The following is a 23,346-nucleotide window of genomic DNA, read 5'->3' as shown; positions in this document are numbered from 1 at the left end:
GGACGGGGTCGGGCGCGCAGCAGCACCGCCATGGTGGCGGCGGTCACCACGGAACCGACGGTGTAGGCCAGCTCGACGCGCAGCACCACGGTCACCGGGGCGAGTGTCACCGCGACCAGCGCGGCCACCCCGACCGTCCAGGCGACGGCCTGGGCGCGGTGCCGGTCGAGGGCGAGCAGCGCCTGACCGAGCACCATCGCCCACAGGTAGGCGAGGGTGGCGGCGGCCAGCCAGGCGAAGTCACCGTGCCCGAGCACACCGGCGGCGTCGAAGAGCGCGCCGACCAGCCAGGGGCCGAGGGCGACGGCGCCGACCGCGCCGAGCACGCCGAGCGCGGTGACGATGCCGAGCGCCCGGCGCAGCAGGTGGTGGAAGGCGGTGAGGTCGCCGGTGCTGGCCGAGGTGGCCAGGCCGGGCAACAGTGACGCCTGCAGGGAGGCGAAGACGAACAACGGGATCCGGACCAGCACCAGGGCGGAGAGCAGGGCGCCGGCGGTGGTGACGTCCTCGGGGTCGAGCAGCTTTACGTTGATCACGCCGACGTTGACCACGACCTGGGCGAGCAGGCTGGAGGCGGTGAGCAGGCCGAGGCCGCGCAGCAGCGCGGGCCAGGCGACGGGCGGGCCGCTCCCGACGGCGCGTAGCACCGGCGGGAGGGTGAGCAGGACGCCGGCCAGCGGGGCGATCACCAGCACCAGGCCGTACCAGAGCGGGGAGGTGACGCCGGTGAGGCCCAGCACGGCGACCATGCCGATGCGCAACCCGCCGTCCACCCCGAGCTGGCCGCCGTACCAGGGGAAGAGCTGCAGGCCGGAGAGGACGCCGCGGGTGGTGTAGGCGACCGCCATGGCGGCGAGCGACCCGACGAGCACCCACACCATCGCGCCGTCACCCTCGAAGAACCGGTCGGTCAGCGGGCCGTGGGCGGCGAGGACGACCACCACCAGGAGCGCGAGCACGCCGGCGGCGAGGGCGGCGCCGCGGGCCAGCACCGGGCCCGGCGGCAGCCCCCGGGTGCGGCGGGCGGCCACGACCCGGGCGACCTCCTGCTCGACCGGCAGGAACACGCCGATGCCGAGGGTGAAGACGATCGCCCAGAGCACCGACAGCGACGAGTAGTTGGCCGTGGTGAGGCTGTGCCCGGCCACCGCGAGGTGGACGTAGGAGGCCAGACCGAGCAGCGCCAGCCCGGCACCCACCGCGAGGGTGCCGGGCGGGACGAGGCCGAGCAGGCGCCGCATCACCGGCGGATGAGCGCGAGCGTCAGGACGGCGAAGGCGCGACCCAGGTAGATCATCGCCTTGGCGGGGGAGTGGCTGGGAGTGCCGGCCATCCGCTTGCGCATGGCCACCGGCACCTGGCGGATCTTGTAGCCGCGCCGGGCGGTGTGCACCAGGGTCTCGACGGTGTCGCCGAGGTACTCGGCCGGGTACCAGCCGGCGAACATCTCGATGACCCGCCGGTTGGCGGCCCGGAAGCCGGAGGTGGTGTCGGTGAGCTTGGTCTTCGCGACCCGGGACAGCACCAGCGACAGCATGACCATCGCCCACCTACGGGGGCCGCGGACGTTGTAGTCGCCCTCACCGGCGAACCGGGCGCCGATGACCAGGTCGGTGTCGTCGAGCAGGTCGACCAGCTTCGGCACGTAGCGCGGGTCGTGCTGGCCGTCGGCGTCGATCTGGATGGCGACGTCGTAGCCGTTGTCCCGGGCGTACCGGTAGCCGAGCCGCATGGCCCCGCCGACGCCGAGGTTGTACGGCAGCTTCGCCACCCGGGCGCCGGCGGCGGTGGCCACGGCGGCGGTGCGGTCGGTGGAACCGTCGTCGACGACGAGCACGTCGACCCCGGGCAGTTCGCCGCGGACCTCGCCGACGACGTCGGCGATCGACCCGGCCTCGTTGAGCGCGGGAATGATGATCAGTACGCGCTTGCCGTTAACCATCGTGCGACACCAGTTCGTCTCGGGCGGATTGGGTCCGGGCCGCCCGCTCCGCCTCGACCTCGGCGCGGAGCAGGGCGAAGTCTTCGGCCAGGGTGCGGGTCTCCTCTTCCAGGGCGCTGACCTCCCAGCTCAGGTGCACGCACACCAGCAGCAGGAAGATGATGCCGAGGAAGAGGACGAGGCTGACGCCGGAGACGACGCCGAAGAAACCGGCCACGTTGTCCAGCAGGCGGGGGAACAACGACAGCGGGATGACGATCAGCAGGACGGCGAGCCAGAGCATGCCGTACTTCTCGCGCAGCTGCCGGCGGCGCAGCAGCTCGACGATGGTGACCAGCAGGATCAGACCGGTCAAACCGGTGACCAGGGTGAGCTTCATGCGGCCTTCCACGGGGCGGGTGGATTGGGGGATGCGAAGGCGTCGGACAGCGTGTCGTGCCAGTCCGGCAGCGGCGGTAGACCTGCCGCCGCCCAGCGGTCGTGCCCTAGCACACTGTACGCCGGTCGGGCGGCCGGACGCGGGAACCGGTCGCTGGTCGAGGGGCGGATCCGCGCCGGGTCAAGCCCGGCGAGGGCGAACGCGGCGCGAGCCAGTCCGTACCAGGTGGTACGGCCGGAGCAGGTGCCGTGATAGATCCCGGCGGGAGCCCGGCCGGCCAGCGCCGCGTCGCTGAGCGCGACCAGCCGGGCGGCCAGCGTGTACGACCAGGTGGGCTGGCCCTGCTGGTCGTCGACCACGTCGAGGTGCTCCCGCTGGCCGGCCAGGCGCAGCATGGTGGCCACGAAGTTCGGTCCGTGCGCGCCGTAGAGCCAGGCGGTACGCACCAGGTAACCGGTTTCGGGGAGAAATCGGACCACGGCCCGCTCCCCGGCCAGTTTGCTGCGCCCGTACGCGTTGATCGGGTCGGTGGGGGCGTCCTCGGCGTACGGGGCGTCCGCGTCGCCGGGGAAGACGTAGTCGGTGGAGACGTGGACCAGTCGGGCTCCGGTGTCGGCGCAGGCGCGGGCGAGGTGCGCCACGGCGTCGCCGTTCACGACGGTGGCGGCGGCCTCGGCCTGCTCCGCGCCGTCGACGTCGGTCCAGGCGGCGGTGTTGAACACCACGTCGTGACCGGTGACGGCGGCCCGGACGGCCGTCGGGTCGGTGATGTCCAGTTCGGCGCGGGTGGCGGCGGTCACCGTCAGGTCGGGCCGGGTGGCCAGCACGGCCAGCAGATCCTGACCGAGCATGCCCCCACCGCCGGTGACGAGGGCGCGTGTCATCCGGCCTTGGCCGCCTTCAGCGGCTCCCACCAGGCCCGGTTGTCGCGGTACCAGCGCACCGTCTCGGCCAGGCCCCGGTCCAGGTCGATACTGGGGACGTACCCCAGCTCGGCGCTGATCTTGCTGATGTCCAACGAGTAGCGGCGGTCGTGGCCCTTGCGGTCGGCCACCGGCACCACCCGGTCCCAACCGGCGCCGCACGCGTCCAGCAGCCGGGCGGTGAGTTCCTTGTTGGTCAGCTCGGTGCCGCCGCCGATGTTGTAGACCTCGCCGGCGCGGCCCTTCTGCTGCACCATGGCGATGCCCCGGCAGTGGTCGTGCACGTGCAGCCAGTCGCGAACGTTGCCGCCGTCGCCGTAGAGCGGGACGGTGCCGCCGTCGAGAAGGTTGGTCACGAACAGCGGGATGACCTTCTCAGGGAACTGGTACGGCCCGTAGTTGTTGGAGCAGCGGGTGACCACCACGTCCATGCCGTGGGTGCGGTGGTAGGCCAGGGCGAGCAGGTCCGAGCCGGCCTTGGAGGCCGAGTACGGGGAGTTCGGCGACAGCGGCCAGGTCTCCGTCCACGATCCCTCGTCGATCGAGCCGTACACCTCGTCGGTGGAGACGTGCACGAACCGGCCGGTGCCGTGCCGCAGCGCGGCGTCGAGCAGGGTCTGGGTGCCCAGCACGTTGGTGGTGACGAACGGGGCGGCGCCGGCGATCGAGCGGTCGACGTGCGACTCGGCGGCGAAGTGCACGATCACGTCGTGACCGGCGACGACCTCGTCGACGGTGGCCGCGTCGCAGATGTCGCCCTGCACGAAGCGCAGCCGGACGTCGTCGCGCACCGGCGCGAGGTTGGCGAGGTTGCCGGAGTAGGTGAGCTTGTCCAGCACCGTCACGGCGGTGGGTTCGACAGCGGGCACGCCAGCGACGTCGCCGCCGGGCACGCCCAGCAGCATCCGTACGTACTCCGACCCGATGAATCCGGCTCCGCCGGTGACGAGAATCCTCACGGGTCCGGAAGTGTACGCGAACTCGCGGCGACAGCGGGGACGCCAACCCCGGTGTCCGATTCACGCCGGTGCAGGTAGTCTCCCCGGGTGCGCGGAATCCTTCTCGCTGGTGGCACCGGTTCGCGGCTCTGGCCGATCACCCGGGCGGTCTCCAAGCAGCTGATGCCGATCTTCGACAAGCCGATGGTCTACTACCCGCTGTCCACCCTGGTGATGTCCGGGGTGCGCGAGATCCTGGTGATCACCACTCCGGAGGACCAGGCCCAGTTCCAGCGGCTGCTCGGCGACGGCAGCCAGTGGGGCCTGCGGCTGGAGTACGTCACCCAGGCCCGCCCGGAGGGCATCGCGCAGGCCTTCGTGCTGGGTGCCGACTTCGTCGGCGACGAGTCGGTGGCGCTGATCCTGGGTGACAACATCTTCCACGGCGCCGGTCTGGGTCGGCAGCTCGCCGCCGACGGCGACCCGAAGGGTGGCCGGGTCTTCGCGTACCCGGTGGCGAACCCCGAGGCGTACGGCGTGGTCGACTTCGACGCCGAGGGCAGGGTGCTGTCGATCGAGGAGAAGCCGGCGCGGCCGAGGTCCCGCTACGCGGTTCCGGGGCTCTACTTCTACGACAACCGGGTGGTCGAGATCGCCCGGGGCCTGAAGCCCAGCGCCCGGGGCGAGCTGGAGATCACCGCCGTGAACGAGGCGTACCGGGAGGCCGGTGAGTTGTCGGTGACCGTGCTGGACCGGGGCACCGCCTGGCTGGACACCGGTACCTTCGCCTCGATGATGCAGGCCGGCGAGTTCGTCCGGGTGATCGAGGAACGGCAGGGTATGAAGATTGGCTGCGTCGAGGAGGTGGCCTGGCGGGCCGGCCTGATCGACGACGCCCAGCTGCGCGCGCTGGCCGAGCCGCTGGTCAAGAGCGGCTACGGCGACTACCTGCTCGGCCTGCTGGCGGAGAAGAACGAGGCGGCGGGACGATGAGCGCGAGGAGCGGGCCGGCTCTGCCAGCCGCGCGGTGGCGAACGGAGGTGGCGAAGTGAAGATGCGCGAGTTGGGCATCGAGGGCGCCTGGGAGATCATCCCCCAGCAGCACGGCGACCCCCGAGGGTTGTTCATGGAGTGGTACCGCTTCGACCGGCTGGCCGAGGCGGTCGGCCACCCGCTGCGCCTGGCACAGGGCAACCTGTCGGTCTCCGCCCGGGGTGTGGTGCGCGGTATCCACTTCGCCGACGTGCCGCCCGGCCAGGCCAAGTACGTCACCTGCGTCCGGGGTGCGGTGCTGGACGTGATCGTGGACCTGCGGGTCGGCTCGCCGACCTTCGGCAGGTGGGAGGGCGTTCGGCTGGACGACGTCGACCGGCGCGCGGTCTACCTCAGCGAGGGGCTGGGGCACGGCTTCTGCGCCCTGACCGACGACGCGACCCTGAGCTATCTCTGCTCCACCACCTACAACCCGGCGGGGGAGCACGCGGTGCATCCGCTCGACGCCGACCTGGCCGTCGAGTGGCCGGCCGACGTGCCGAGGCTGTCGGCCCGGGATGCCGCCGCGCCGACCCTGGCGCAGGCCCGCGAGTCGGGGCTGCTGCCGGAGTACGACACCTGCCGGGCGTTCACCGCGAGCCTGCGGCCTGACGGTTTGCCGTACTCGGACGGGATTTGATCGACCGAGAGGCACGAGTCGCGCTGTGACAGTGACGAACGGGGCCTTCGGGCGGCTAGTGTCACACCATGGAGCGGCGAATCTTCGGCCTCGAGACCGAGTACGGCGTCACCTGTACCTACCGCGGGCAGCGTCGGCTGTCCCCTGACGAGGTCGCCCGGTACCTCTTCCGCCGCGTCGTGTCGTGGGGCCGGTCGAGCAACGTGTTCCTGCGCAACGGTGCCCGGCTCTACCTGGACGTCGGGTCGCACCCGGAGTACGCCACTCCGGAGTGCGACTCGGTCACCGATCTGGTCGCCCACGACCGGGCCGGTGAGCGGATCCTGGAGGGTCTGCTCATCGACGCCGAGAAACGACTGCACGACGAGGGCATCGCCGGGGAGATCTACCTGTTCAAGAACAACACCGACTCGGCCGGCAACTCGTACGGCTGCCACGAGAACTATCTGGTCTCCCGGCACGGGGAGTTCGGCCGGCTCGCCGACGTGCTCATCCCGTTCCTGGTCACCCGGCAGTTGATCTGCGGTGCGGGCAAGGTGCTGCAGACACCTCGGGGGGCGGTCTACTGCCTGTCCCAGCGGGCGGAGCACATCTGGGAGGGGGTCTCCTCGGCGACCACCCGTAGCCGCCCGATCATCAACACCCGCGACGAGCCGCACGCCGACGCCGAGCGGTACCGCCGGCTGCACGTGATCGTCGGGGACTCCAACATGAACGAGGTCACCACGCTGTTGAAGGTGGGCAGCGCCGACATCGTGCTGCGGATGATCGAGGCGGGCGTGGTGATGCGCGACCTGACCCTGGAGAACCCGATCCGAGCCATTCGGGAGGTGTCGCACGACATCACCGGCCGGCGCAAGGTCCGGCTGGCTTCCGGTAAGGAGGTCAGCGCGCTGGAGATCCAGCAGGAATACCTCGCCAAGGCGACCGAGTTCGTGGAGCGCCGGGGTGGCGACCAGACGGCCAAGCGGGTGGTTGAGTTGTGGGGCCGGGTGCTGCGGGCCGTGGAGACCGGCAACCTGGACCCGGTGGCTCGGGAGATCGACTGGGTGAGCAAGCTGCGGTTGATCGAGCGTTACCAGCGCAAGCACGACCTGCCGTTGTCGCACCCCCGGGTCGCGCAGATGGACCTGGCCTACCACGATCTGCGCCGTGGCCGGGGCCTGTACGGGCTGCTGGAGCGGCGCGGGCAGGTCGACCGGATCGCCACCGACCCGGAGATCTTCGAGGCGAAGGAGACCCCGCCGCAGACCACCCGGGCCCGGTTGCGTGGCGAGTTCATCCGGCACGCCCAGGAGAAGCGGCGCGACTTCACCGTCGACTGGGTGCACCTGAAGCTCAACGACCAGGCGCAGCGCACCGTGCTCTGCAAGGATCCGTTCCGGGCGTACGACGAGCGGGTCGAGCGGCTGATCGCCAGCATGTGAGCCGCCTCCGGCGGTCGGTACCCGGGTCACCGACCGCCGGTGCCCCGGTACGCTGGCGTGGCGATGAACACCTCCGAACCGTCCGACCGCGAGCGCGGCGGCACCGAGAAGCTCAACTTCGTCGGGCGCCGCCGGGAGAAGATCCGCGCCGAGATCGAGCGCAACCGCCGCGGCGAGTACACGGTGCCGACCTGGGTGCTGGTGGCCGCGTTGCTGGCCATCGTCGGGGCCTGGTTGGCGTTGATTCTCATCCTCGGCTGAGTCGGCCGTGCTCCCCGGTCGGTGGTACGGCATCGAGGGGAACCAGTCGACCCGCAAGGGTGTGGCGCCCCTGGGTGAGACGGAGGTGCGCACGTCGGGAGTTGATCCGGAGCACCTGCGGCGCCAGGCTGCCAGAGTGGACAGCCGGCGCCCGCCCGGCGGCGGAGGTGACAGGTGGCGCACATCGACCTGGGACTCGACGAGAAGAACTTCCCGGGGATCACCGGGCCGATGCGCTTCCGGCCGGAGACGGCCCGGCCGCTCAACGACCTGGCCGAGGTGCTGCTACGCGCACCGCACCCGACGCTGACGTCGGGGGAGCGGGAGCTGATCGCGGCGTACGTCTCCGGGCTCAACGAGTGCCGGTTCTGCTGCGACTCCCACTCGGCGTTGGCCGCGGCCCAACTGCCCGCCGGCGGGCAGTTGGTCGGGCAGGTCCGGTCCGACCCCGACACCGCCCCGATCGGCGACCGGCTGCGGGCCCTGCTGCGCATCGCCGCCGCGGTGCAGCAGGACGGCCGTCAGGTGACAATCGCGTTGGTGGAGGCGGCCCGTCAGGCGGGCGCCACCGACCTGGAGATCCACGACACCGTGTTGATCGCCGCGGCCTTCTGCATGTTCAACCGCTACGTCGACGGGCTCGGCACCTGGGCGCCGGACGATCCGCAGACGTACGAGAAGGCCGCGGCACGCATCGTCCGCCACGGCTACGGGGCGGGGTAGGGGGTCCGGGTCAGCCGCGCGGCGTGCCGGCCGGCGGCGGCAGCCGCCAGGAAGTAGGCGTGGTCGGCGTCGAGCCGGCGGCCCATGGTGGACAGCGTCACCGGCAGGGCGCGCAGCGCCGCGTCCAGGCCGTCGACGGGCACCCGCACGACCCGGTGCCGTCCCGCGAGCGAAGCCAGCGCGGCGTCCACCTCGGCGGCCAGCGGTGCCGCCAGGCCGTCGGGCACGACCAGGTCCGCCGGGGCGAGGGCGACCCGGCCGTACGCGGTGAGGCTGTGGTGCGACACCCCCCGGTGCCGGGGGCGGGGGTCGGCGTCGGAGATCCGCAGCGAGCCGACCGGCTGGCCGCCCAGCGTGGCGACCGCGTTGACGGCCTCGCCGACCCCGACTCCCGAGAAGCCCCACCGGGTGCCGGTGCCGAGGTTGCCGGGCCCCTGGGCGACGATCGCGACGTCGGCGCGCGACACGTGCCGGGCGGCGAGCAGGCCACTGTGCACGGTGGTGGCCTCCAGGTCGCCGCCGAACGCCTGCCCGACGCTGATCGTGCCGACCAGCCGGTCGCGCAGCCCGTCGAGGGTACGGGAGAACCAGGCTGGCAGCGCGCCGCCGTCGGTCAGCACGTACGCCACCCGTGCGGCGGGCGCGTCGGCGTGGATCCCGGCGAGGATCGCCGGCAGCGCGGAGTGCAGGTCGGCGGTGACCACGGGCATGCCGTCCAGGCTGTCGACGCCGGCCAGCAGGTGGTGGTGCGGGGACGCCTCCTCGTCCACCCCCATCATGATTGCTTGCAGGGGGGTGTACCGGGCCTTCACCAGGTGGCCGGCGTCCCGGGTGTCGGCGGCCTGGGGCGGGTCCGGCGGGAGCCGGTCGGGCAGCGCCACCACCAGGGCGTACCCGCCGGTGCCCAGCCCCATCAGCAGCGCGCCGGCGTTGAGCAGCACCCGGTCGCCGGGCTGCGGGTCACCGACCAGGGCCGGGTACGCCAGGGCGCGCAGGGTGACGCCGTCGGGCAGGTCGACGTCGAGTTCCACCGCGCCGGCCCACCGTCGCCGTACCGCTGCCACCGTCCCGGACCGCCATCGCACCATGCCCGGCACGCTATCGGGACCCCGGTCGGGGCCGCGCCGTCGGCCCCGGCGATTCGGTTATCGGCGGCGCAACTCGGACTCCAGCCGCCGGATGAGCGTCTTGCGACCCTTGCCGCCGCGCTCGTGGCGAAGCGCCGCCCTGAGCTGGCGGGTGTCCAGGTCACGGACGAGGGTGACCGCCTCGGCGACCGGCAGCTCGGACAGCCGCCCGACCGAGGTGGCGTCCCGGCGGGCCCGGCTGGCCGGCCCGGTGTTGGCGACGTACTGCCGCCCGGCCCTGGACGCCTGTCGCTTTCGGCTGTCGGTCGCCCGCCGCTGCCGCTCCGACAGCTGTTCCCACGCCCGTTTCGGCAGGTAACGGCGTGTCTCGCCGGCACTGCGCGCCCGGGTGGCGCCGCTGCTGGTCTGCCACTGTTCGGCTCCCCACCGTTGCAGGGACCGCTGCCGCTCGTCCTTCGGGCCCTGGTATCCACCGCCGCGCCGCTGGTACTCCTTGGTGAGCAGTTGCGACTTGCGGGCCGACCACTGCCCCGGCCGCCCGCCCCGATCGGAGGCCCTGATCTCCTCCTTGAGCTGTTCGCGCAGTTCCGGCCTGGTGTACTTCGCCATGGGGGAGCGTTACCCGGGGCGGTGGGGCGCATGCGCACCGGTGACGTCGCGCTCGATGGGCGGGTCAGGTCGCGTGCGGGTCGCCGAGCGTGTGGTGCTCCTGAATGCGTCGGGCCCGCTGGCCGTCCGTGCCGGGCATGGACCGGGTCGGGTCGAGGAAGACGTACCCGATCTCCGGGTAGCGTCCGGTGAGCCGGCGCTCGGCCTCGTCGGCGGCGGCCTCGATGTCGGCGCCGGTGGCCTCGTCGTCGAAGTCGACCTTGGCGGCGACCAGGACGTCGTCCGGGCCGAGTTGCATGGTCAGCAGGGTGTCGATCCGGTGCACCGTCGGCAGCGCGGCGAGTTCCCGTTCGATCTCCCGGTGCAGCGGTTCCGGTACCGCCCGCCCCACCAGCAACGAGATGTTGTTCCTGGCCAGGATGATCGCCACGACCAGCAGCAACAGCCCGATCAGGATGGAGGCGAGGCCGTCGTACAGTTCGTCGCCGGTGGCGTGGGACAGGTTCAACCCGACGCCGGCGATCACCAGGCCGACCAGCGCCGCAGGTCAGGCCGCGGCGCGTGGATCGGCTTGACCCTGTCGCGGCGTCAACGTTTCTACTGTCCGTATGCGGATAGGCGATTTCGCGTCGCTGGTCGGGGTGTCCACCCGTACCGTGCGCTACTACCACCAACTGGGGCTCCTGCCCGAACCACCCCGGTCGCCGAATGGCTACCGTGAGTACCGGCTGCGCGACGCGGTGCTGCTCGCCCGGGTGCGCCGCCTGACCGAACTCGGTCTGTCCCTGGACGAGGTCCGCGACGTCGCCGCCGACGACCAAACCCGGGACCTACGTGACGTCCTCACGGAACTGGACGCGGACCTGGCCCGGCAGCAGGAGGAGATCGGGGCCCGGCGCACACGGCTCGCGTTGTTGCTGGCGGAGGACGAACCGTGTCCCGACTCGACCGTTTCGCCCGACATGGCGGCGGTGTTGCGGGCGCTGCCGGCCGGGCGATCGGCGTTCGCCGAGGTCGACCGTGACCTGCTGACGGTCATCGACGCCGGCGCAGACCCGGCCGACCGGGCCGGACTGGCGGCGCTGTTCCGCCCGCTCGTCGAGCCGGAGGCGTCCGCCGCCGGGCAGGCGCTCTACGCCCGGCTGGACGAGCTCGCCGACGCCGGTCCGGACGATCCCCGGGTGGCACCCCTCGCCGGGGATCTCGCCGCCTACCTCCCCGCCGAGATGGCCGCGGCCATGGTCGTGAGCCTGGACACCGCCGGCAACGGTGGCTGGCTGGCGGCGCTGTCCCAGGAGCTGTCAGCCGCGCAGGTGGCGACGTTCCGGCTCCTCCTCGCCCTGCTCAGGCAGCGGGCGTGAGACGTGTTCCCCCTCAGACGGAAAGGCACCACCATGTCGACGACGCGGACTCTGCCATTCGACCGGCCCGGACCGCTGGACCCACCACCGCTCTACGCACAGCTACGGCAGACCGAGCCCGTATCGGCGGTGGTGACCCCGGGCGGCCAACAGGGTTGGTTGGTCACGTCGTATGACGCTGTCGCGAAGGTGCTGTCCGATCCGCGCTTCGGGCTGACGCCTCCGGGCACCCCCTCCGAGGGCAACGACACGCTGTTCCAGGACGGTGCGGCCCATACCCGGCTGCGCCGGTTGGTCTCGAAGGCGTTCACGGCGCGGCGGATCGCCACGCTGCGCCCACGCGTCGAGCAAATCGCCGAGGAACACGTCCGGGCCGTCGTCGGCGCGGGTCCGCCCGCCGATCTCGTCGCGGGATTCGCCGCACCGCTCGCCGCACTGGTGATCGGCGAACTGCTCGGCGTGACCCTCCCCGACCGGGAGCGGTTCCGGGCGCTGGTCGACGCGGTCAGCTCGACCGACTTTCTCGCCGCCGACGTGGAGAGCGCCGCCGCGGCGGGCCGGGCCTGGAACGATCTCATCGGATACGCCGCCGAACTGGTCGTCACCGCGCGCGAGCGACCCGGCGACGATCTGCTGAGCACGCTGATCACCGTCCGTGACGCCGATGACGGGCGGCTCAGCGACGCCGAGCTCACCGGCATGGCGGCGAGCCTCGTCGCCGCGGGTTACCTGACGGCCCGCAACGCGATCTCGGTCGGCGTGATCCAACTCGTCACCGAGGGTCGGCTCGCGGGTCTGGCCGGCGCGCCGGAGGCGGTCGATCCGGTCGTCGAGGAGGTGCTGCGCCGGCAGGCGGGAATCGTGGGGGAGCCCTTTCCGCGTTGGGCTCAGGCCGACGTCGAGCTGGCCGGTGTCCGCATCGCCTCCGGCGACCTGGTCCTGGTCCGCCTGGAGGCGGCCAACCGTGATCCCGGGCACTTCACCGACCCGGACCGGTTCCTGCCGGACCGTCGAGCCGACAGCCTCCACCTGGCGTTCGGCCGAGGAGCGCACCACTGCCTCGGCGCGGCCCTGGCCCGGGTCGAACTCGGCGCGGCCTTCACCGCGCTCGCCCGGCACCTGCCCGGTCTCCGGCTCGACGTGCCGATCGGGCAGCTGGTCTGGGTACACGGGCAGACGGACGGCGGACCGGTGGCGCTCCCCGTCACCTGGTGACCGGGGCGGGCCGAAGGTCGGTCCCGGCCGCTCCGACCAGCGGTGCGCGGTGGCGGCGCCCGACGCGCCCGCGCGGGTGCACGGGTGTACCGCGCGGGCTGCTAGCGTTCACCCGTGTCGCGGAACCGCACCGAACGCCTGGTCAACCTTGTGATCTGCCTGCTGTCCACGCGACGGTTCCTGACCGCCGCCCAGATCGCCGCGACCGTGCCCGGTTACGAGCACGATCCGGACGACCCGAAGGAACACGAGGCGTTCCAGCGCAAGTTCGAACGGGACAAGGCCGAGCTGCGCGAGCTGGGCGTGCCGCTGGAGACCGGGACGGCCAGCGTCTTCGACGCCGAGCCCGGCTACCGGATCGCGCACCGCGAGTACGCCCTGCCGGACATTCCCCTCGAGCCGGACGAGGCCGCCGCGGTGGGGATCGCCGCGCGGCTCTGGCAGCACGCCGGGCTGGCTGCCGCCGCGTCCTCCGGCCTGGCGAAGCTGCGCGCCGCCGGGGTGGACGTCGACCCGCAGGCCACCCTGGGGCTGGAGCCGATGGTGACCGTCGACCCGGCGTTCGCGCCGCTGACCGCCGCTGCCCGGGACCGGCGCGAGGTCGGGTTCGACTACCGGGTGCCGGACCGGGACGCGCCGAGCCGGCGTCGACTGCAACCGTGGGGCGTGGTCTGCTGGCGGGGCCGCTGGTACGTCGTCGGCCACGACCTGGACCGGGGCGCCACCCGCTGCTTCCGGCTCTCCCGCGTGGTGGGTCCGGTCCGGGTGACCGGGCGGCCGGGCGGCTACGAACCGCCCGCCGGCCTGGATCTGATCAGCCATGTCGCCCGCTGGTCGGGGCCGGTGGAGCGGACCGGCCGGGCCGTCGTGCTGGCCGCCCCGGGCCGGGCCGCCGGCCTGCGCCGCTGGGCGGTGCGGACCGAGCCGGGCCCCGACGGCGACCTGCTGACCCTGCCGTACGCCGACGCCGACTACCTCGCCGGGCAGCTCGTCGGGTACGGCCCGGACGTGCGGGTGCTGGATCCGCCGGAGGTGCGGGACGTGGTCATCCAGCGGCTCAAGGAGATCGCCGCCCGGCACGAGGAGCTGGCCGTGGCCGGGGGTCCCCGGTGACCCGCCCGGCCGCCAGGGGTGGCCCCCGCACCTCCGCCGACCGGCTGGCCCGGCTGCTGAACCTGGTGCCCTACCTGCTGGCCCGCCCCGGCATCGAGATCGCCGAGGCGGCGCGGGACCTGGGCGTCACCGAGCGGCAGCTCCGGGAGGACCTGGAGTTGCTCTGGGTCTGCGGGCTGCCCGGGTACGGCCCCGGCGACCTGATCGACATGGCCTTCGACGGCGACCGGGTGACCATCACCTACGACGCCGGCATCGACCGGCCGCTGCGGCTCACTCCGGATGAGGCGCTCGCCCTGGTGGTGGCGTTGCGGATGCTCGCCGAGACGCCGGGGGTGACCAACCGGGAGGCCGTCGAGCGGGCCCTAGCCAAGATCGAGAGCGCGGCCGGGGATCTGGTGGGTGCGCCGGTGGCGGTGCGGCTTCCCGGCGACACCGAGCGGGTACGCGAGCTCAGCGCCGCCGTCGAACGGGGCCGGGCCTTGCGGATCACCTACTACACGGCGGCCCGGGACGAGACCACCGAGCGGACCATCGACCCGCTGCGGATGCTCGTGGTCGGCGGCCGGGCGTACGTGGAGGCGTGGTGCCGGCGGGCGGAGGGGGTGCGGCTGTTCCGGGCCGACCGGATCGACGCGGTCGCCGAGCTCGACGAGCCCGCCACGGTCCCGCCGCAGGCCCGCCCGCACGACCTCGCCGACGGCGTCTTCCGCCCCTCGCCGGACCTGCCGCTGATCACCCTGCGGATCGGTCGGGGGGAGCGGTGGATCACCGAGTACTACCCCTGCGAGCGGGTGGAGGCCGACGGCGACCGGTGGTTGGTGTCGCTGCGGGTGACCGACCTGGGCTGGGCACGCCGGTTCGTGCTCGGGCTGGGGCCGGAGGTCGCCGTGGTCGCCCCGGCCGAGCTGGCCGACCAGGTCCGCGCCCAGGCCGCCGCTGCGCTGGAGGCGTACGCGACACCGGTCGGCGCGGCGCCGTCGGCCGACCCGGCGGTGGAGGCGGCCCCCCGGTAGGCTGATCCGCGTGGTGAAGTGGATCGTGCTCGCGGTGGTGCTGTTCGCGCTCGTCGTGCTGGCCCTGGCTGTCCGGCCGGTCGCGGCGCGGGTGCCCGGGCTGCGTCGGGCGGCGCTGGCCCTGCAACGCCGCCAGACCGACGCGGAGGCGCTGCGCGAGACCGCCGAGGCGCTGCAGGCGCGGGCCGAGGCGCTGCAACAGCGGGCCGAGCTCGCCCAGGAGCGGGTGGCACTGATCAGGGCCAAGCGCGGAAAGTGATCGACCCCGGCCGGTGAACCGCACGCGAGCTGCGCGTTCGTGCTTTGTTTCGCGTCCGGACGAACTCCGGCGGATGGTTGACGGGACACTTCCGGGTGGTCAAGACTTCACCGGCGGGCCGCGCCATCAGTGGCCCGGCGGGTGGCAACGGGCCACGACGCACGTACGATGGGCTCCGACCCACCCTTCGACACAGAGCGACTGGAGCTTCCCATGGGTGCCCTCAAGCCGTGGCACATCGCCGTTCTCGTGGTCGTGCTGATCCTGCTGTTCGGCGCGAAGCGGCTCCCCGACGCGGCCCGCTCGCTGGGCCGCTCGTTGCGGATCATCAAGGCGGAGACCAAGAGCCTGCACGACGACGACCGCGACCTGGCCGAGAAGGCCGACGCGCAGGCCGGCTACCAGCCGCTGCCGCCGCAGGCCGCGCAGCAGCAGTACGCGCAGCAGCAGTACGCGCAGCAGCCCTATGTCCAGCCGCAGCAGCAGTACGCGCAGCCCCAGCAGCCGTACGCGCCGCAGGCCCCGCAGCAGCCGCTCGCCCCGCCGGTCGACCCGGTGCAGCGCGTCCGCGACAACTGACCGAAGGGGCCCGAGCACCGTGGCCTTCGCGCTCCGCAAGCGCGGCCCGAGCAAGTTCGACCGGGCCGCCGACGGGTCCATGACGCTCATTGAGCACATCCGTGAGCTGCGTAACCGCCTGTTCCGTGCCTCGCTGGCCGTCGTGGTCGGTTTCGGTTTCGGTATCTGGCTCTCCGGTCCGGTGCTGCACCTGCTGCAGAAGCCGTACTGCGACCTGCCGAAGTCGCGCCTGGTCGACGGGAATTGCAATTTCGTCCAGCTCGGTCCCGCCGACCTGTTCCTGCTCCAGTTGAAGGTCGGCCTCTGGGTCGGTCTGATCATCGCCGCCCCGGTCTGGCTCTACCAGCTCTGGGCGTTCATCGCCCCCGGTCTGCACCGGCACGAGCGGCGGTACGCGTACTTCTTCACCGGTCTGGCGGCGCCGCTGTTCGCCGCCGGCGCGGTGCTGGCGTACTTCGTCACCGCCAAGGGCTTGGCGTTCCTGCTCAACGTCTCCGGCGGCGGCGACATCACCACGACGCTGGACATCACCCGGTACATCTCGTTCGTCACGAATCTGATCCTGCTGTTCGGGGTGGCGTTCGAGTTCCCGCTGATCGTGTTGATGCTCAACTTCGTGGGGCTGGCCAGCGCGCGGAAGCTGTTGGGCTGGTGGCGGGTGGCCGTCTTCCTGTTCTTCGCCTTCGCGGCGGTGGTCACCCCGACCCCGGACCCGTTCGGTATGACCGCCCTGGCGCTGTGTCTGTCCGCGCTCTACTTCGGCGCGGTCGGGATCGCGTTCCTCAACGACAGGCGGCGCGGCCGGGGCAAGGAGATCTACGCCGGCCTCGACGACGACGAAGTGTCCCCGTTGCAGCTCGACGAGGAGCCGGTGACCGCCACCCCGGAGCTGGAGGTTTCGGCGCCGGTGGCCGGGCCGGAGCCGGTGGCGAAGCCCGCGCCGATCGACCGCCGGTACGACGACATGACCTGACGGCCACCGCGCCGCCGGCTCTGACGACGCCGCTCCCGCCGCTGGCGGGGGCGGCGCGGTGCGTTGCTGGCGGTCGTCCTGACCGTGACCGGCTCAACGTCGGCGGCCGTCGCTCTTCTGGGCAGCCGGGCCAGTGCAACGGGAGGCGGGGTCAGAGCACCTGGGAGAGGAAGCGGCGCAGCCGGGGATGCTCCGGAGCCTCGAAGATCGCGGCGGGTTCGCCGGCTTCGAGGACCACGCCGTGGTCCATGAAGGCGACGGTGTCGGCGACGGAACGGGCGAAGCCCATCTCGTGGGTGACCACCACCATGGTCATCCCGCCGGCTGACAGGTCGGCCATCACGCCGAGGACGCCCTTGACCAGCTCCGGGTCGAGCGCCGAGGTGGCCTCGTCGAAGAGCATCACCTGTGGTTGCAGGGCCAGCGCGCGGGCGATCGCCACCCGCTGCTGCTGTCCGCCGGACAGGTGCGCGGGCCGGGAGTCGACCTTGGCGGCCAACCCCACGAGTTCCAGCTGGGCACGGGCGACCTGGACGGCCTCCTCCTCGGACAGCTTCTTCAGCTTTCGCAACGCCAGGGTGATGTTGCGCAGCACGGTCATGTGCGGGAAGAGGTTGAACTGCTGGAACACCATGCCGACCCGCTGGCGCAGCGCGTCCGGGTCGTCGCGCAGCACGCTGCGCCCGTCCAGCAGCACGTCACCGGTGTCCGGCTCGATGAGCCGGTTGATGGTGCGCAGCAGCGTCGATTTGCCGGAGCCGGAGGGGCCGACGACACAGGCGGTGCCGCCACGGGCTACGTCCAGGTCGGCGCCGCGCAACACCCTGTTGGCCCCGAAGGCCAGATGCACGTCGCGCACGGTGAGGCTGACCGATTCCGTCATCGCGGGTCCTTCCGGGTCGGTGCGGCGGTCTCCGGCGGCAGGGCGGTCTCGCCGGCCACGGCCAGACCGCCGTCGTCGTCGGGGCGCACGGCCACCGCGCGGCCCTGGCGCAGCCGCCGGTCGATCCAGTTCACCGCGTGGGTCAGCGGGACGGTCAGCACCAGGTAACACAGGCCGGCCAGCAGCAGCGCGGACTGGTTGCCGGTGTTGGCCGCGTAGTCCTGCCCGATCCGGAACAGCTCCCGCTGGCTGGCCAGCAGCCCCAGGAAGTAGACCAGGCTGGAGTCCTTGATCAGGGCGATCAGTTGGTTCACCCAGGCCGGCAGCACCCGGCGTACGCCCTGCGGGACGATCACCAGCCGCATCGCCTCGCCCCAGGAGAAGCCGAGCGCGCGGGCACCCTCCAGCTGCGCCGCCTCGACGCTCTGGATGCCGGAGCGGAAGATCTCGCCGATGTAGGCGGCGGCGATCAGGGACAGCGCAAGAATGCCCAGCGGGTAGGGGTTGGGGCCCCAGACCTGCATGCCCAGCGGTGCCAGGCCGACGCCGATGAGCAGGATGGTCGCCGCGGCCGGCAGGCCACGGAACACGTCGGTGTAGACCCGGGCCGGCCAGCGCAACCACCGGGTACGGGAGATCCCGGCGACGGCCAGCAGCATGCCCAGCACCGAGCCGAGCAGGGCGGCGGAGACCGCCAGGATCAGCGTGTTGGGCAGCCCGACGGTGAGCATCTCGGGCAGCGCCTCGCGCATGGAGTCCCAGTCGAAGAAGGTCTCCCACAGGGTGCTCAACGGATCCATCGAATTCTCCTCCCGCCCCGCTCGCTCGGGTGTGCGTACCGTCAGGAGGTGGCCGACGCCGACGGCGCGGCCACCGTGCCACTGCCGGGCGTGAACTCGGCCGGTACCGGCCGGCCCGGGTAGTACTGCTCCTGGAGCCGGGCCCAGGTGCCGTCGGCGATGACCTCGTCGAGGCCCTTGTTCAGCGCCTCGCGCAGCTTGTCGTTGTCCTTGGCGAAGGCGTACGCGGTGGGGGCCGGGCTGAGCTCCTTGGCCGCAACCTTGATCTTGCCGTTGCTGTCGGCGGCGGACTTCTCGCCGATCTCGGCCGGGGCGATCCAGGCGTCGGCGGTGCCGGCCCTGAGCTGGTTGATCGCGCCGTTGTAGTCGGGCACCCGGACCGGGTTCAGGCCCTTGCCGGTGGCGTAGTCGTCCTGCACGGTGCCCTGCACGACCACGACCCGCGTGCCGGCGAGCTGGTCGAAACCGGTGATCGTGGAGCCGGCGGGCACGTCCAGGCCGAAGTAGCCGAAGTCGTAGCCGTTGCCGAAGTCCACGGTCTTCTTCCGTGCCTCGGTGATGGTGATGGAGGAGCTGCCGATGTCGAACTTGCGGTTGGCGACCTGCGACAGCAGGGCGGAGAAGTCGGTGCCGACGAACTCCACCTTCAGGCCGACCTTCCCGGCGGCGGCCACCAGCAGGTCGTTGTCGAAGCCGGTGAACCTGCCGTCATTCAGGTAGACGTTCGGCGGCGCGTCGGTGAGCGTGCCGGCACGCAGCACGCCGGGCTGCAGCAGGTGGTAGGGGTTGCTCGCGTCGCCCGCCGCGTCGTTGCCGCCGCAGGCGGTCAGCGTGGTGGCGGCGAGGACGGCGGCGGCGCCGAGCGCGGCCACCTTGGACAGGGCAGGAAGGAATCGCACAGGTTTCTCCATGGCTGAACGTCGGCGGGCGTGGGCGCACGCCGGGGACGGCACGCCGGCAGGGCGCACCGCGGGGGATACCGGAAAAGGGGGCCGACTAGCCGGTCGGGCGGCGACAGCCGTCGCTGCAGACCCGCATCAGGTCGACGTGCCGCCGCCTGACCAGCGCGACGCCGGCGACCGGCGGGGCACCACCGAGGGGCGGGGCGAGAAGATCAGCAGACATGGTTCTCCTGGGGTCGGTGCTGACCTGGGAACCAGGCCACGCTTGCACCGGCGCCACGCCGGTGCCTGGTCTTCACCCGGAGCACCCCACCGTGGAGGAGGGTTGCCGGCCAGCGAGCCGGGGCTTGACGCTGGCGCTCATGACCTGCCGAGAAGGCTAGCAGCACCGCCGGGGTGATCGTCCAGCCGTTATGACGGCCCTCACGTCCACCCCTTACCGTTCAGCGACCGGCGTCGTAGCGGGCGCGGGCGGACTCCACTTCGGCCAGGTGCGTGGTGGCCCACGCCTCCAGCCCGGCGACCAGGTCGAGCAGGTTGCGGCCGAGGTCGGTGAGGGCGTAGTCGACCCGGGGCGGAACGCTGGCGTACACCGTGCGGGTCACGATGCCGTCGCGTTCCAGGCCGCGCAGGGTCTGGGTGAGCATCTTCTGGCTGATGCCGTCGATGCGGCCGGCCAGCTCGCTGTAGCGGCTGCCGCCGTCGGCGAGGGTGAGCACCACGAGCACGCTCCACCGGTCGCCGATGCGGTCGAGGATCTGCCGGCTTCCGCAGTTGCGGTTGAACGGGTCGGGTTCCATCTGCTCACTCTCCATTGGTTCGCGACGCACTCAAAGGTGCCTACTCTCCAACGGGAAGTAAGGCGGATTCCTTCCCGTTGCTCAGGGGTGCAAGTGCAAACCGCACCGAAGGAGCACGTCATGTCGATCGTCGTCACCGGCGCCACCGGACACCTGGGCCGCCTGATCGTCGAATCCCTGCTGCGTCGGGGCGTACCGGCCGACCAGATCGTCGCGCTCGGCCGGGACGTGGCCCGGCTCACGGACCTGGCCGACCGGGGCGTCGTCGTCCGCGCCGCCGACTACACCGACCCCGCGTCACTGCGCGCCGCGTTCGCCGACGCCGAGAAGCTGATGTTCGTCTCCGGCAGCGAGGTCGGGCAGCGGCTGGCCCAGCACCAGAACGTGATCGCCGCCGCCCGCGAGGCCGGTGTCGGGCTGGTCGCCTACACCAGCATCGCCCACGCCGACACCGCGCAGATGACCCTGGCCGTCGAGCACCGGGCCACCGAGGAGGAACTGCGCGCCTCCGGACTGCCGCTCGTGCTGCTGCGTAACAGCTGGTACCTGGAGAACTACACCGGCCAACTGCCCACCTACCTGGCGCACGGTGTCGCCGGATCCGCCGGCGACGGGCGGGTCAGTGCCGCCACCCGCGCCGACTACGCCGACGCCGCCGCCGAGGTGCTCACCACCGACGGTCACGCCGGTCAGGTGTACGAGCTGGGCGGCGAGGCGTTCACCCTGCCCGAGCTGGCCGCCGAGCTGTCTCGGCAGTCCGGCCGGGAAATCCGCTACACCGACCTGCCGGTCGACGGGTACACCGCGCTGCTGGTCTCCGCCGGGCTGCCCGAGGCGTACGCGGCCGTCCTCGCCGACGCCGACCAGGGCCTGGCCCGGGGCGAGCTGCACGTGCCGGTGGCCGACCTGGAGAAGGTGATCGGCCGCCGCCCGACCACCCTGGCCGAGGCGATCCGCGCCGCGCTCTGAGCCCCGGTGTCGTCCTGCCCCGACGGCCTTCGCGCCGGGGCAGGACGACAAGCCGCTCACACCGGGGCCGCGGGGTGCCCCACAACGCGGAAAACGGGCAGCGGACGCCGCCAGAACCGCATCCCAGGCGCGGGGAACCGCTCACGCTGATGCCGTCCGCTGTTCGACACCGTCCGGCTGGCCCGGCGTCGCCCTGGACGTCGTCCACGGTGACGCCGGGGCGGGACCGTCACCGGCAGATTCTCGCCTCCGGGGCGCAGAACGTGACCTCCGGGTAGCGAGGCGATGGCCCGTTTAGTATGGATTGGTGCGGGTTTCGCAGGTGCAGGTCGAAGAATGCGCGTACGTAGGCGCGGGTGATCTCCATGGCGCGGTTCGCGGGCAGGTCGGCGCCGATGTCGAGGCCCACTTGTTCGGCGAGAAGCGCGACGTCGGTGAAGGAGGCGTGTTGGGCGCCGGCCACCAGGAGCCAGCGCTTCCATCCGGTCAGGCGCGCCCAGTCGCGTTCCCACGAGACAGCCGAGGGCATTCCCGGGCTGAAGTTTCCCTGCCTGCCCAGGAACAGGAACGGCCGGGACAGTTCCGTGTACGGGACCGAGTCGTGAGTGAGCCCGTCGATGTCGATTCCCGCGCGTAGCCGGGTGTCGGCTGCCATTGCCGCCAGCGCGCTGGCCCCGCCGGCGGAGTGACCCGCCATCGCGATCCTGGACGGGTCGATCAGCGAGGCACCCTGCCACGCCGGGCGCGATCCGGTCAGCTCGTCGAGCACGAACGAGACGTCAGCCGCCCGGACCCGACCCACCTCCTTCCAGAACTCCTCGGTCCGGTCAGGTAGTTCGCACGCCGCGCAGGTGGTGACCCGGCCGTCGGGGAAGGTCGTGGCGACGCTCTCGTAGGTGTGCTCGATGCCGGCCACGAGGTAGCCGTGGCTGGCGAGGTCCTCGGCCCATGCGGTGAGCGTGCTGCGGGGCTTGGTGAAGCCGGGGGAAAGCACGACAAGGGGAAGGGCCCGTGGGCGTCCGGCCGGTACGACATCGGTGAAGGCGTTGGTGCGGACCTTGCTCAACGCGTCGTACGGCACGCCGGCGATTCCGCCGTCCTTCAGGAGTAGCTCCGACTCCGTCGCCGTCATGTACAGGGCGCGGCGCTTCCCTGCGAATCTCGCCGGATACCACAGCGAGACCATCAGCTCCCGGGCGTTGGCCTCGGCGACCCAGGGGTCGGGGCGGGACGTGTCCTTCAGGTACAGGGCGGTTGCGCCGACCGGATGGCGTCCGGTCGGTCTTGGCAGGTACAGCGCGGCGGACGGACCGGCGTAGGCACGTGCGGCCGGCGTCGAGGAGTCGTTGCCGCTCGGCGTGTTCGTAGGGTTCGCGAACGCCACGGAGGTCAACGCCGCCACGGTTGCGATCACGGTCAGCGCGGTCGCGGTGAGCAGCAGCCGTCGGCGCCAAGGTTTTGTCCTCATGGTTTCCCTTTCTCGTTGGTGCGGAACACCGAATCGGCGTGCCTATTCGGTGCGCAGGGCGACGGCGGTGCGGGTTCGGGCGGCCCAGCCGGCGGGTAGGAGTGCGCCCAGGATGGCGATCAGCAGGCCGCCCAGGCCGAGGAGCGCCAGGCCTGCCGGCTGGTAGACGTCGGTGACGGTGACGGGCAGGGTGATGCCGGCGTTGTGTCCCATCGCGGGCACGACCACCCGGTGCAGGGCCACGCCTGCGGAGGTGCCGATCGCGCCGCCGGTCAGGCCGGTGACGATGACCGAGGCGATGACCATCGTGGTGGTCTGCCAAGGCGTCATGCCCAGTGCTTTGTGGATGCCGAGGTCGCGGACGCGTTCGCGGGTGTCGAGCACGACCATGTTCAGCACGCCCATCCCGGCGACGGCTACCAGCATCAGCGTGAGCAGGGCAGCCAGCGCGTTGAGCAGCACGATCGTGTCGCTGCTGTCCCCGGACTGCCCGTGCTGCGCGGTGAAACCGGACGACGCCAGCACGCTGTTCAAACCAGTGACGTAGCCGGTCACGTCGGTGCCGTCGGTGAGCCCGATGTGATAGCTCGCGGCGACCAGCGTCGGCTTCGTCGCAGCGAATGTCGCGGCGTCGGTGAACACCAGCAGGTTGTTGGTGGGGTGGAAGACCTCGCCGACGATCCGGACCGCTACCGCCTCGCCGTGATCGGTCAGCGTGACGGTATCGCCGATCCGGGCGCCGGTCGCGGCCAGGAACGTGCCCGGCACCGCTGCCTCGCCGGGACGGGTGAACCATCGGCCGGAGACCATTTCATAACCGCCCCAGGAGGCGTCGCCATCGAAGGCGTACAGGCGTGCGGCACCCGCCATCCCGGCAACGGCCACCTCCGTGGTGGCGACGCCGTAGAACCGGGCCGTGCCGGGTTGGGCCTTGATCGCCGCGGTGATGGTGGCGGTCTGCTCCGCGGTGAGCGGCCTCGGCGCGTCGGGGGTCGGCTTGGGCCCGCGCGACGGGGCGAAGGTGTCGATGACCACGTCGGCGGCGG

28 protein-coding genes and 1 riboswitch are annotated in these 23,346 nt (G+C 72.1%); of the genes, 13 read left to right on the top strand and 15 right to left on the bottom strand.

Translation table 11 applies throughout. The features are described 5' to 3' along the window. The 5 genes from E1193_RS17190 to rfbB all read right to left on the bottom strand — a co-directional run. Positions 1 to 1,241: polysaccharide biosynthesis protein (locus tag E1193_RS17190; RefSeq protein WP_243707745.1), on the bottom strand; the 1,241-nt coding region annotated here is incomplete at its 3' end. Further along, positions 1,241 to 1,942 carry a glycosyltransferase family 2 protein gene (locus E1193_RS17185; protein ID WP_132184204.1) on the bottom strand — a complete coding sequence of 234 codons (702 nt, stop codon included), beginning with the start codon at positions 1,940 to 1,942 and terminating at the stop codon, positions 1,241 to 1,243. The genes E1193_RS17190 and E1193_RS17185, both read right to left, overlap by 1 nt. Next, positions 1,935 to 2,321 carry a DUF2304 domain-containing protein gene (locus E1193_RS17180; protein ID WP_132184203.1) on the bottom strand — a complete coding sequence of 129 codons (387 nt, stop codon included), beginning with the start codon at positions 2,319 to 2,321 and terminating at the stop codon, positions 1,935 to 1,937. Before E1193_RS17180 ends, E1193_RS17185 begins: the two co-directional genes overlap by 8 nt. After that, on the bottom strand, positions 2,318 to 3,205 hold the full coding sequence (gene rfbD / locus E1193_RS17175) for a dTDP-4-dehydrorhamnose reductase (protein WP_132184202.1): 888 nt from the start codon (positions 3,203 to 3,205) through the stop codon (positions 2,318 to 2,320). The genes E1193_RS17180 and rfbD overlap by 4 nt, the downstream gene beginning before the upstream one ends. Then, on the bottom strand, positions 3,202 to 4,203 hold the full coding sequence (gene rfbB, locus E1193_RS17170; protein WP_132184201.1) for a dTDP-glucose 4,6-dehydratase: 1,002 nt from the start codon (positions 4,201 to 4,203) through the stop codon (positions 3,202 to 3,204). Before rfbB ends, rfbD begins: the two co-directional genes overlap by 4 nt. 87 nt (positions 4,204 to 4,290) lie before the next feature. Between rfbB and rfbA the strand changes: the two genes are divergently transcribed. The 5 genes from rfbA (at position 4,291) to E1193_RS17145 (ending at position 8,265) form a co-directional block, all read left to right on the top strand. Beyond that, positions 4,291 to 5,175, top strand: coding sequence for a glucose-1-phosphate thymidylyltransferase RfbA (gene rfbA, locus E1193_RS17165; protein ID WP_132184200.1), 885 nt, complete (start codon positions 4,291 to 4,293; stop codon positions 5,173 to 5,175). A 55-nt stretch (positions 5,176 to 5,230) separates the two neighbouring features. Then, complete coding sequence (gene rfbC, locus E1193_RS17160) at positions 5,231 to 5,854, top strand: dTDP-4-dehydrorhamnose 3,5-epimerase (protein WP_132184199.1); 624 nt, start codon at positions 5,231 to 5,233, stop codon at positions 5,852 to 5,854. A 68-nt stretch (positions 5,855 to 5,922) separates the two neighbouring features. Continuing rightward, positions 5,923 to 7,281 carry a Pup--protein ligase gene (gene pafA, locus E1193_RS17155; protein WP_132184198.1) on the top strand — a complete coding sequence of 453 codons (1,359 nt, stop codon included), beginning with the start codon at positions 5,923 to 5,925 and terminating at the stop codon, positions 7,279 to 7,281. A 63-nt stretch (positions 7,282 to 7,344) separates the two neighbouring features. After that, a complete protein-coding gene (locus tag E1193_RS17150; RefSeq protein WP_132184197.1) occupies positions 7,345 to 7,542 on the top strand; it encodes a hypothetical protein in 198 nt (65 codons plus the stop codon). Between the two features lie 174 nt (positions 7,543 to 7,716). Continuing rightward, positions 7,717 to 8,265 carry a carboxymuconolactone decarboxylase family protein gene (locus E1193_RS17145; protein ID WP_132184196.1) on the top strand — a complete coding sequence of 183 codons (549 nt, stop codon included), beginning with the start codon at positions 7,717 to 7,719 and terminating at the stop codon, positions 8,263 to 8,265. Here the strand turns inward: E1193_RS17145 and E1193_RS17140 are convergent. The 3 genes from E1193_RS17140 to E1193_RS17130 all read right to left on the bottom strand — a co-directional run bounded on the left by E1193_RS17140 (position 8,250) and on the right by E1193_RS17130 (position 10,488). Continuing rightward, entirely contained in the window at positions 8,250 to 9,353 is a 1,104-nt protein-coding gene (locus E1193_RS17140; RefSeq protein ID WP_132184195.1) for a DUF3866 family protein, read from the bottom strand. The genes E1193_RS17145 and E1193_RS17140 overlap by 16 nt on opposite strands. Positions 9,354 to 9,410: 57 nt before the next feature. After that, the gene (locus E1193_RS17135; RefSeq protein ID WP_132184194.1) at positions 9,411 to 9,962 is read right to left on the bottom strand and encodes a hypothetical protein; all 552 of its coding nucleotides are present in this window, start codon (positions 9,960 to 9,962) and stop codon (positions 9,411 to 9,413) included. 64 nt (positions 9,963 to 10,026) lie between these two features. Then, on the bottom strand, positions 10,027 to 10,488 hold the full coding sequence (locus E1193_RS17130; protein ID WP_243707744.1) for a hypothetical protein: 462 nt from the start codon (positions 10,486 to 10,488) through the stop codon (positions 10,027 to 10,029). 82 nt (positions 10,489 to 10,570) lie between these two features. Between E1193_RS17130 and E1193_RS17125 the strand changes: the two genes are divergently transcribed. From E1193_RS17125 to tatC, 7 genes are all read left to right on the top strand, one after another. Further along, the gene (locus E1193_RS17125) at positions 10,571 to 11,323 is read left to right on the top strand and encodes a MerR family transcriptional regulator (protein WP_132184193.1); all 753 of its coding nucleotides are present in this window, start codon (positions 10,571 to 10,573) and stop codon (positions 11,321 to 11,323) included. A gap of 33 nt (positions 11,324 to 11,356) precedes the next feature. Continuing rightward, on the top strand, positions 11,357 to 12,538 hold the full coding sequence (locus E1193_RS17120; protein ID WP_132184192.1) for a cytochrome P450: 1,182 nt from the start codon (positions 11,357 to 11,359) through the stop codon (positions 12,536 to 12,538). Between the two features lie 114 nt (positions 12,539 to 12,652). Next, positions 12,653 to 13,651 (top strand): WYL domain-containing protein, encoded by a 999-nt coding sequence (locus tag E1193_RS17115; RefSeq protein ID WP_132184191.1) that lies wholly within the window; start codon positions 12,653 to 12,655, stop codon positions 13,649 to 13,651. After that, entirely contained in the window at positions 13,648 to 14,667 is a 1,020-nt protein-coding gene (locus E1193_RS17110; RefSeq protein ID WP_132184190.1) for a YafY family protein, read from the top strand. Before E1193_RS17115 ends, E1193_RS17110 begins: the two co-directional genes overlap by 4 nt. Before the next feature lie 10 nt (positions 14,668 to 14,677). Further along, positions 14,678 to 14,926 (top strand): hypothetical protein, encoded by a 249-nt coding sequence (locus E1193_RS17105; RefSeq protein WP_132184189.1) that lies wholly within the window; start codon positions 14,678 to 14,680, stop codon positions 14,924 to 14,926. A gap of 213 nt (positions 14,927 to 15,139) precedes the next feature. Next, positions 15,140 to 15,505 (top strand): Sec-independent protein translocase subunit TatA, encoded by a 366-nt coding sequence (gene tatA / locus E1193_RS17100; RefSeq protein ID WP_132184188.1) that lies wholly within the window; start codon positions 15,140 to 15,142, stop codon positions 15,503 to 15,505. A gap of 19 nt (positions 15,506 to 15,524) precedes the next feature. Next, positions 15,525 to 16,478, top strand: coding sequence for a twin-arginine translocase subunit TatC (gene tatC / locus E1193_RS17095; RefSeq protein WP_132184187.1), 954 nt, complete (start codon positions 15,525 to 15,527; stop codon positions 16,476 to 16,478). A 151-nt stretch (positions 16,479 to 16,629) separates the two neighbouring features. Here the strand turns inward: tatC and E1193_RS17090 are convergent, their stop codons facing one another. The 5 genes from E1193_RS17090 to E1193_RS17075 form a co-directional block, all read right to left on the bottom strand. Continuing rightward, positions 16,630 to 17,361: an amino acid ABC transporter ATP-binding protein gene (locus tag E1193_RS17090; RefSeq protein ID WP_132184186.1), complete on the bottom strand. Its 732-nt coding sequence runs from the start codon at positions 17,359 to 17,361 to the stop codon at positions 16,630 to 16,632. After that, a complete protein-coding gene (locus E1193_RS17085; protein WP_132184185.1) occupies positions 17,358 to 18,161 on the bottom strand; it encodes an amino acid ABC transporter permease in 804 nt (267 codons plus the stop codon). Before E1193_RS17085 ends, E1193_RS17090 begins: the two co-directional genes overlap by 4 nt. A 41-nt stretch (positions 18,162 to 18,202) precedes the next feature. Beyond that, a complete protein-coding gene (locus tag E1193_RS17080) occupies positions 18,203 to 19,060 on the bottom strand; it encodes an ABC transporter substrate-binding protein (RefSeq protein WP_132184184.1) in 858 nt (285 codons plus the stop codon). Between the two features lie 97 nt (positions 19,061 to 19,157). After that, on the bottom strand, positions 19,158 to 19,286 hold the full coding sequence (locus E1193_RS33805) for a hypothetical protein (RefSeq protein WP_279433356.1): 129 nt from the start codon (positions 19,284 to 19,286) through the stop codon (positions 19,158 to 19,160). Positions 19,287 to 19,319: 33 nt separating this feature from the next. Next, a riboswitch (SAM riboswitch) is annotated at positions 19,320 to 19,431 on the bottom strand. 75 nt (positions 19,432 to 19,506) lie between these two features. Further along, complete coding sequence (locus E1193_RS17075; protein WP_165945762.1) at positions 19,507 to 19,863, bottom strand: helix-turn-helix domain-containing protein; 357 nt, start codon at positions 19,861 to 19,863, stop codon at positions 19,507 to 19,509. A gap of 120 nt (positions 19,864 to 19,983) precedes the next feature. On the opposite strand from E1193_RS17075, the gene E1193_RS17070 reads away from it, so the two are divergent. Then, a complete protein-coding gene (locus tag E1193_RS17070; RefSeq protein WP_132184183.1) occupies positions 19,984 to 20,832 on the top strand; it encodes an SDR family oxidoreductase in 849 nt (282 codons plus the stop codon). A gap of 229 nt (positions 20,833 to 21,061) precedes the next feature. Here E1193_RS17070 and E1193_RS17065 read toward each other — a convergent pair whose 3' ends face one another. Further along, complete coding sequence (locus tag E1193_RS17065) at positions 21,062 to 22,300, bottom strand: alpha/beta hydrolase (RefSeq protein ID WP_132184182.1); 1,239 nt, start codon at positions 22,298 to 22,300, stop codon at positions 21,062 to 21,064. 42 nt (positions 22,301 to 22,342) lie between these two features. Beyond that, positions 22,343 to 23,346, bottom strand: a 1,004-nt coding sequence (locus tag E1193_RS17060; RefSeq protein ID WP_207922740.1) for an ABC transporter permease, incomplete at its 5' end; no start/stop codon positions are given.

The sequence above is a fragment of the Micromonospora sp. KC606 genome, from assembly GCF_004348675.1.
Taxonomy (GTDB): domain Bacteria; phylum Actinomycetota; class Actinomycetes; order Mycobacteriales; family Micromonosporaceae; genus Micromonospora.
Note: the sequence above shows the minus strand (reverse complement) of the source record. Positions and strands in the feature narration are given on the sequence as shown.

Coding starts and splice junctions, on each gene's coding strand:
- E1193_RS17075 (WP_165945762.1), bottom strand. CDS start 19,863: ATGGAACCCGACCCGTTCAACCGCAACTGCGGAAGCCGGCAGATCCTC.
- E1193_RS17065 (WP_132184182.1), bottom strand. CDS start 22,300: ATGAGGACAAAACCTTGGCGCCGACGGCTGCTGCTCACCGCGACCGCG.
- E1193_RS17090 (WP_132184186.1), bottom strand. CDS start 17,361: ATGACGGAATCGGTCAGCCTCACCGTGCGCGACGTGCATCTGGCCTTC.
- E1193_RS33805 (WP_279433356.1), bottom strand. CDS start 19,286: ATGTCTGCTGATCTTCTCGCCCCGCCCCTCGGTGGTGCCCCGCCGGTC.
- E1193_RS17180 (WP_132184203.1), bottom strand. CDS start 2,321: ATGAAGCTCACCCTGGTCACCGGTTTGACCGGTCTGATCCTGCTGGTC.
- E1193_RS17185 (WP_132184204.1), bottom strand. CDS start 1,942: ATGGTTAACGGCAAGCGCGTACTGATCATCATTCCCGCGCTCAACGAG.
- pafA (WP_132184198.1), top strand. CDS start 5,923: ATGGAGCGGCGAATCTTCGGCCTCGAGACCGAGTACGGCGTCACCTGT.
- E1193_RS17070 (WP_132184183.1), top strand. CDS start 19,984: ATGTCGATCGTCGTCACCGGCGCCACCGGACACCTGGGCCGCCTGATC.
- E1193_RS17150 (WP_132184197.1), top strand. CDS start 7,345: ATGAACACCTCCGAACCGTCCGACCGCGAGCGCGGCGGCACCGAGAAG.
- tatA (WP_132184188.1), top strand. CDS start 15,140: ATGGGTGCCCTCAAGCCGTGGCACATCGCCGTTCTCGTGGTCGTGCTG.
- E1193_RS17140 (WP_132184195.1), bottom strand. CDS start 9,353: ATGGTGCGATGGCGGTCCGGGACGGTGGCAGCGGTACGGCGACGGTGG.
- E1193_RS17135 (WP_132184194.1), bottom strand. CDS start 9,962: ATGGCGAAGTACACCAGGCCGGAACTGCGCGAACAGCTCAAGGAGGAG.
- E1193_RS17125 (WP_132184193.1), top strand. CDS start 10,571: ATGCGGATAGGCGATTTCGCGTCGCTGGTCGGGGTGTCCACCCGTACC.
- E1193_RS17120 (WP_132184192.1), top strand. CDS start 11,357: ATGTCGACGACGCGGACTCTGCCATTCGACCGGCCCGGACCGCTGGAC.
- rfbD (WP_132184202.1), bottom strand. CDS start 3,205: ATGACACGCGCCCTCGTCACCGGCGGTGGGGGCATGCTCGGTCAGGAT.
- E1193_RS17085 (WP_132184185.1), bottom strand. CDS start 18,161: ATGGATCCGTTGAGCACCCTGTGGGAGACCTTCTTCGACTGGGACTCC.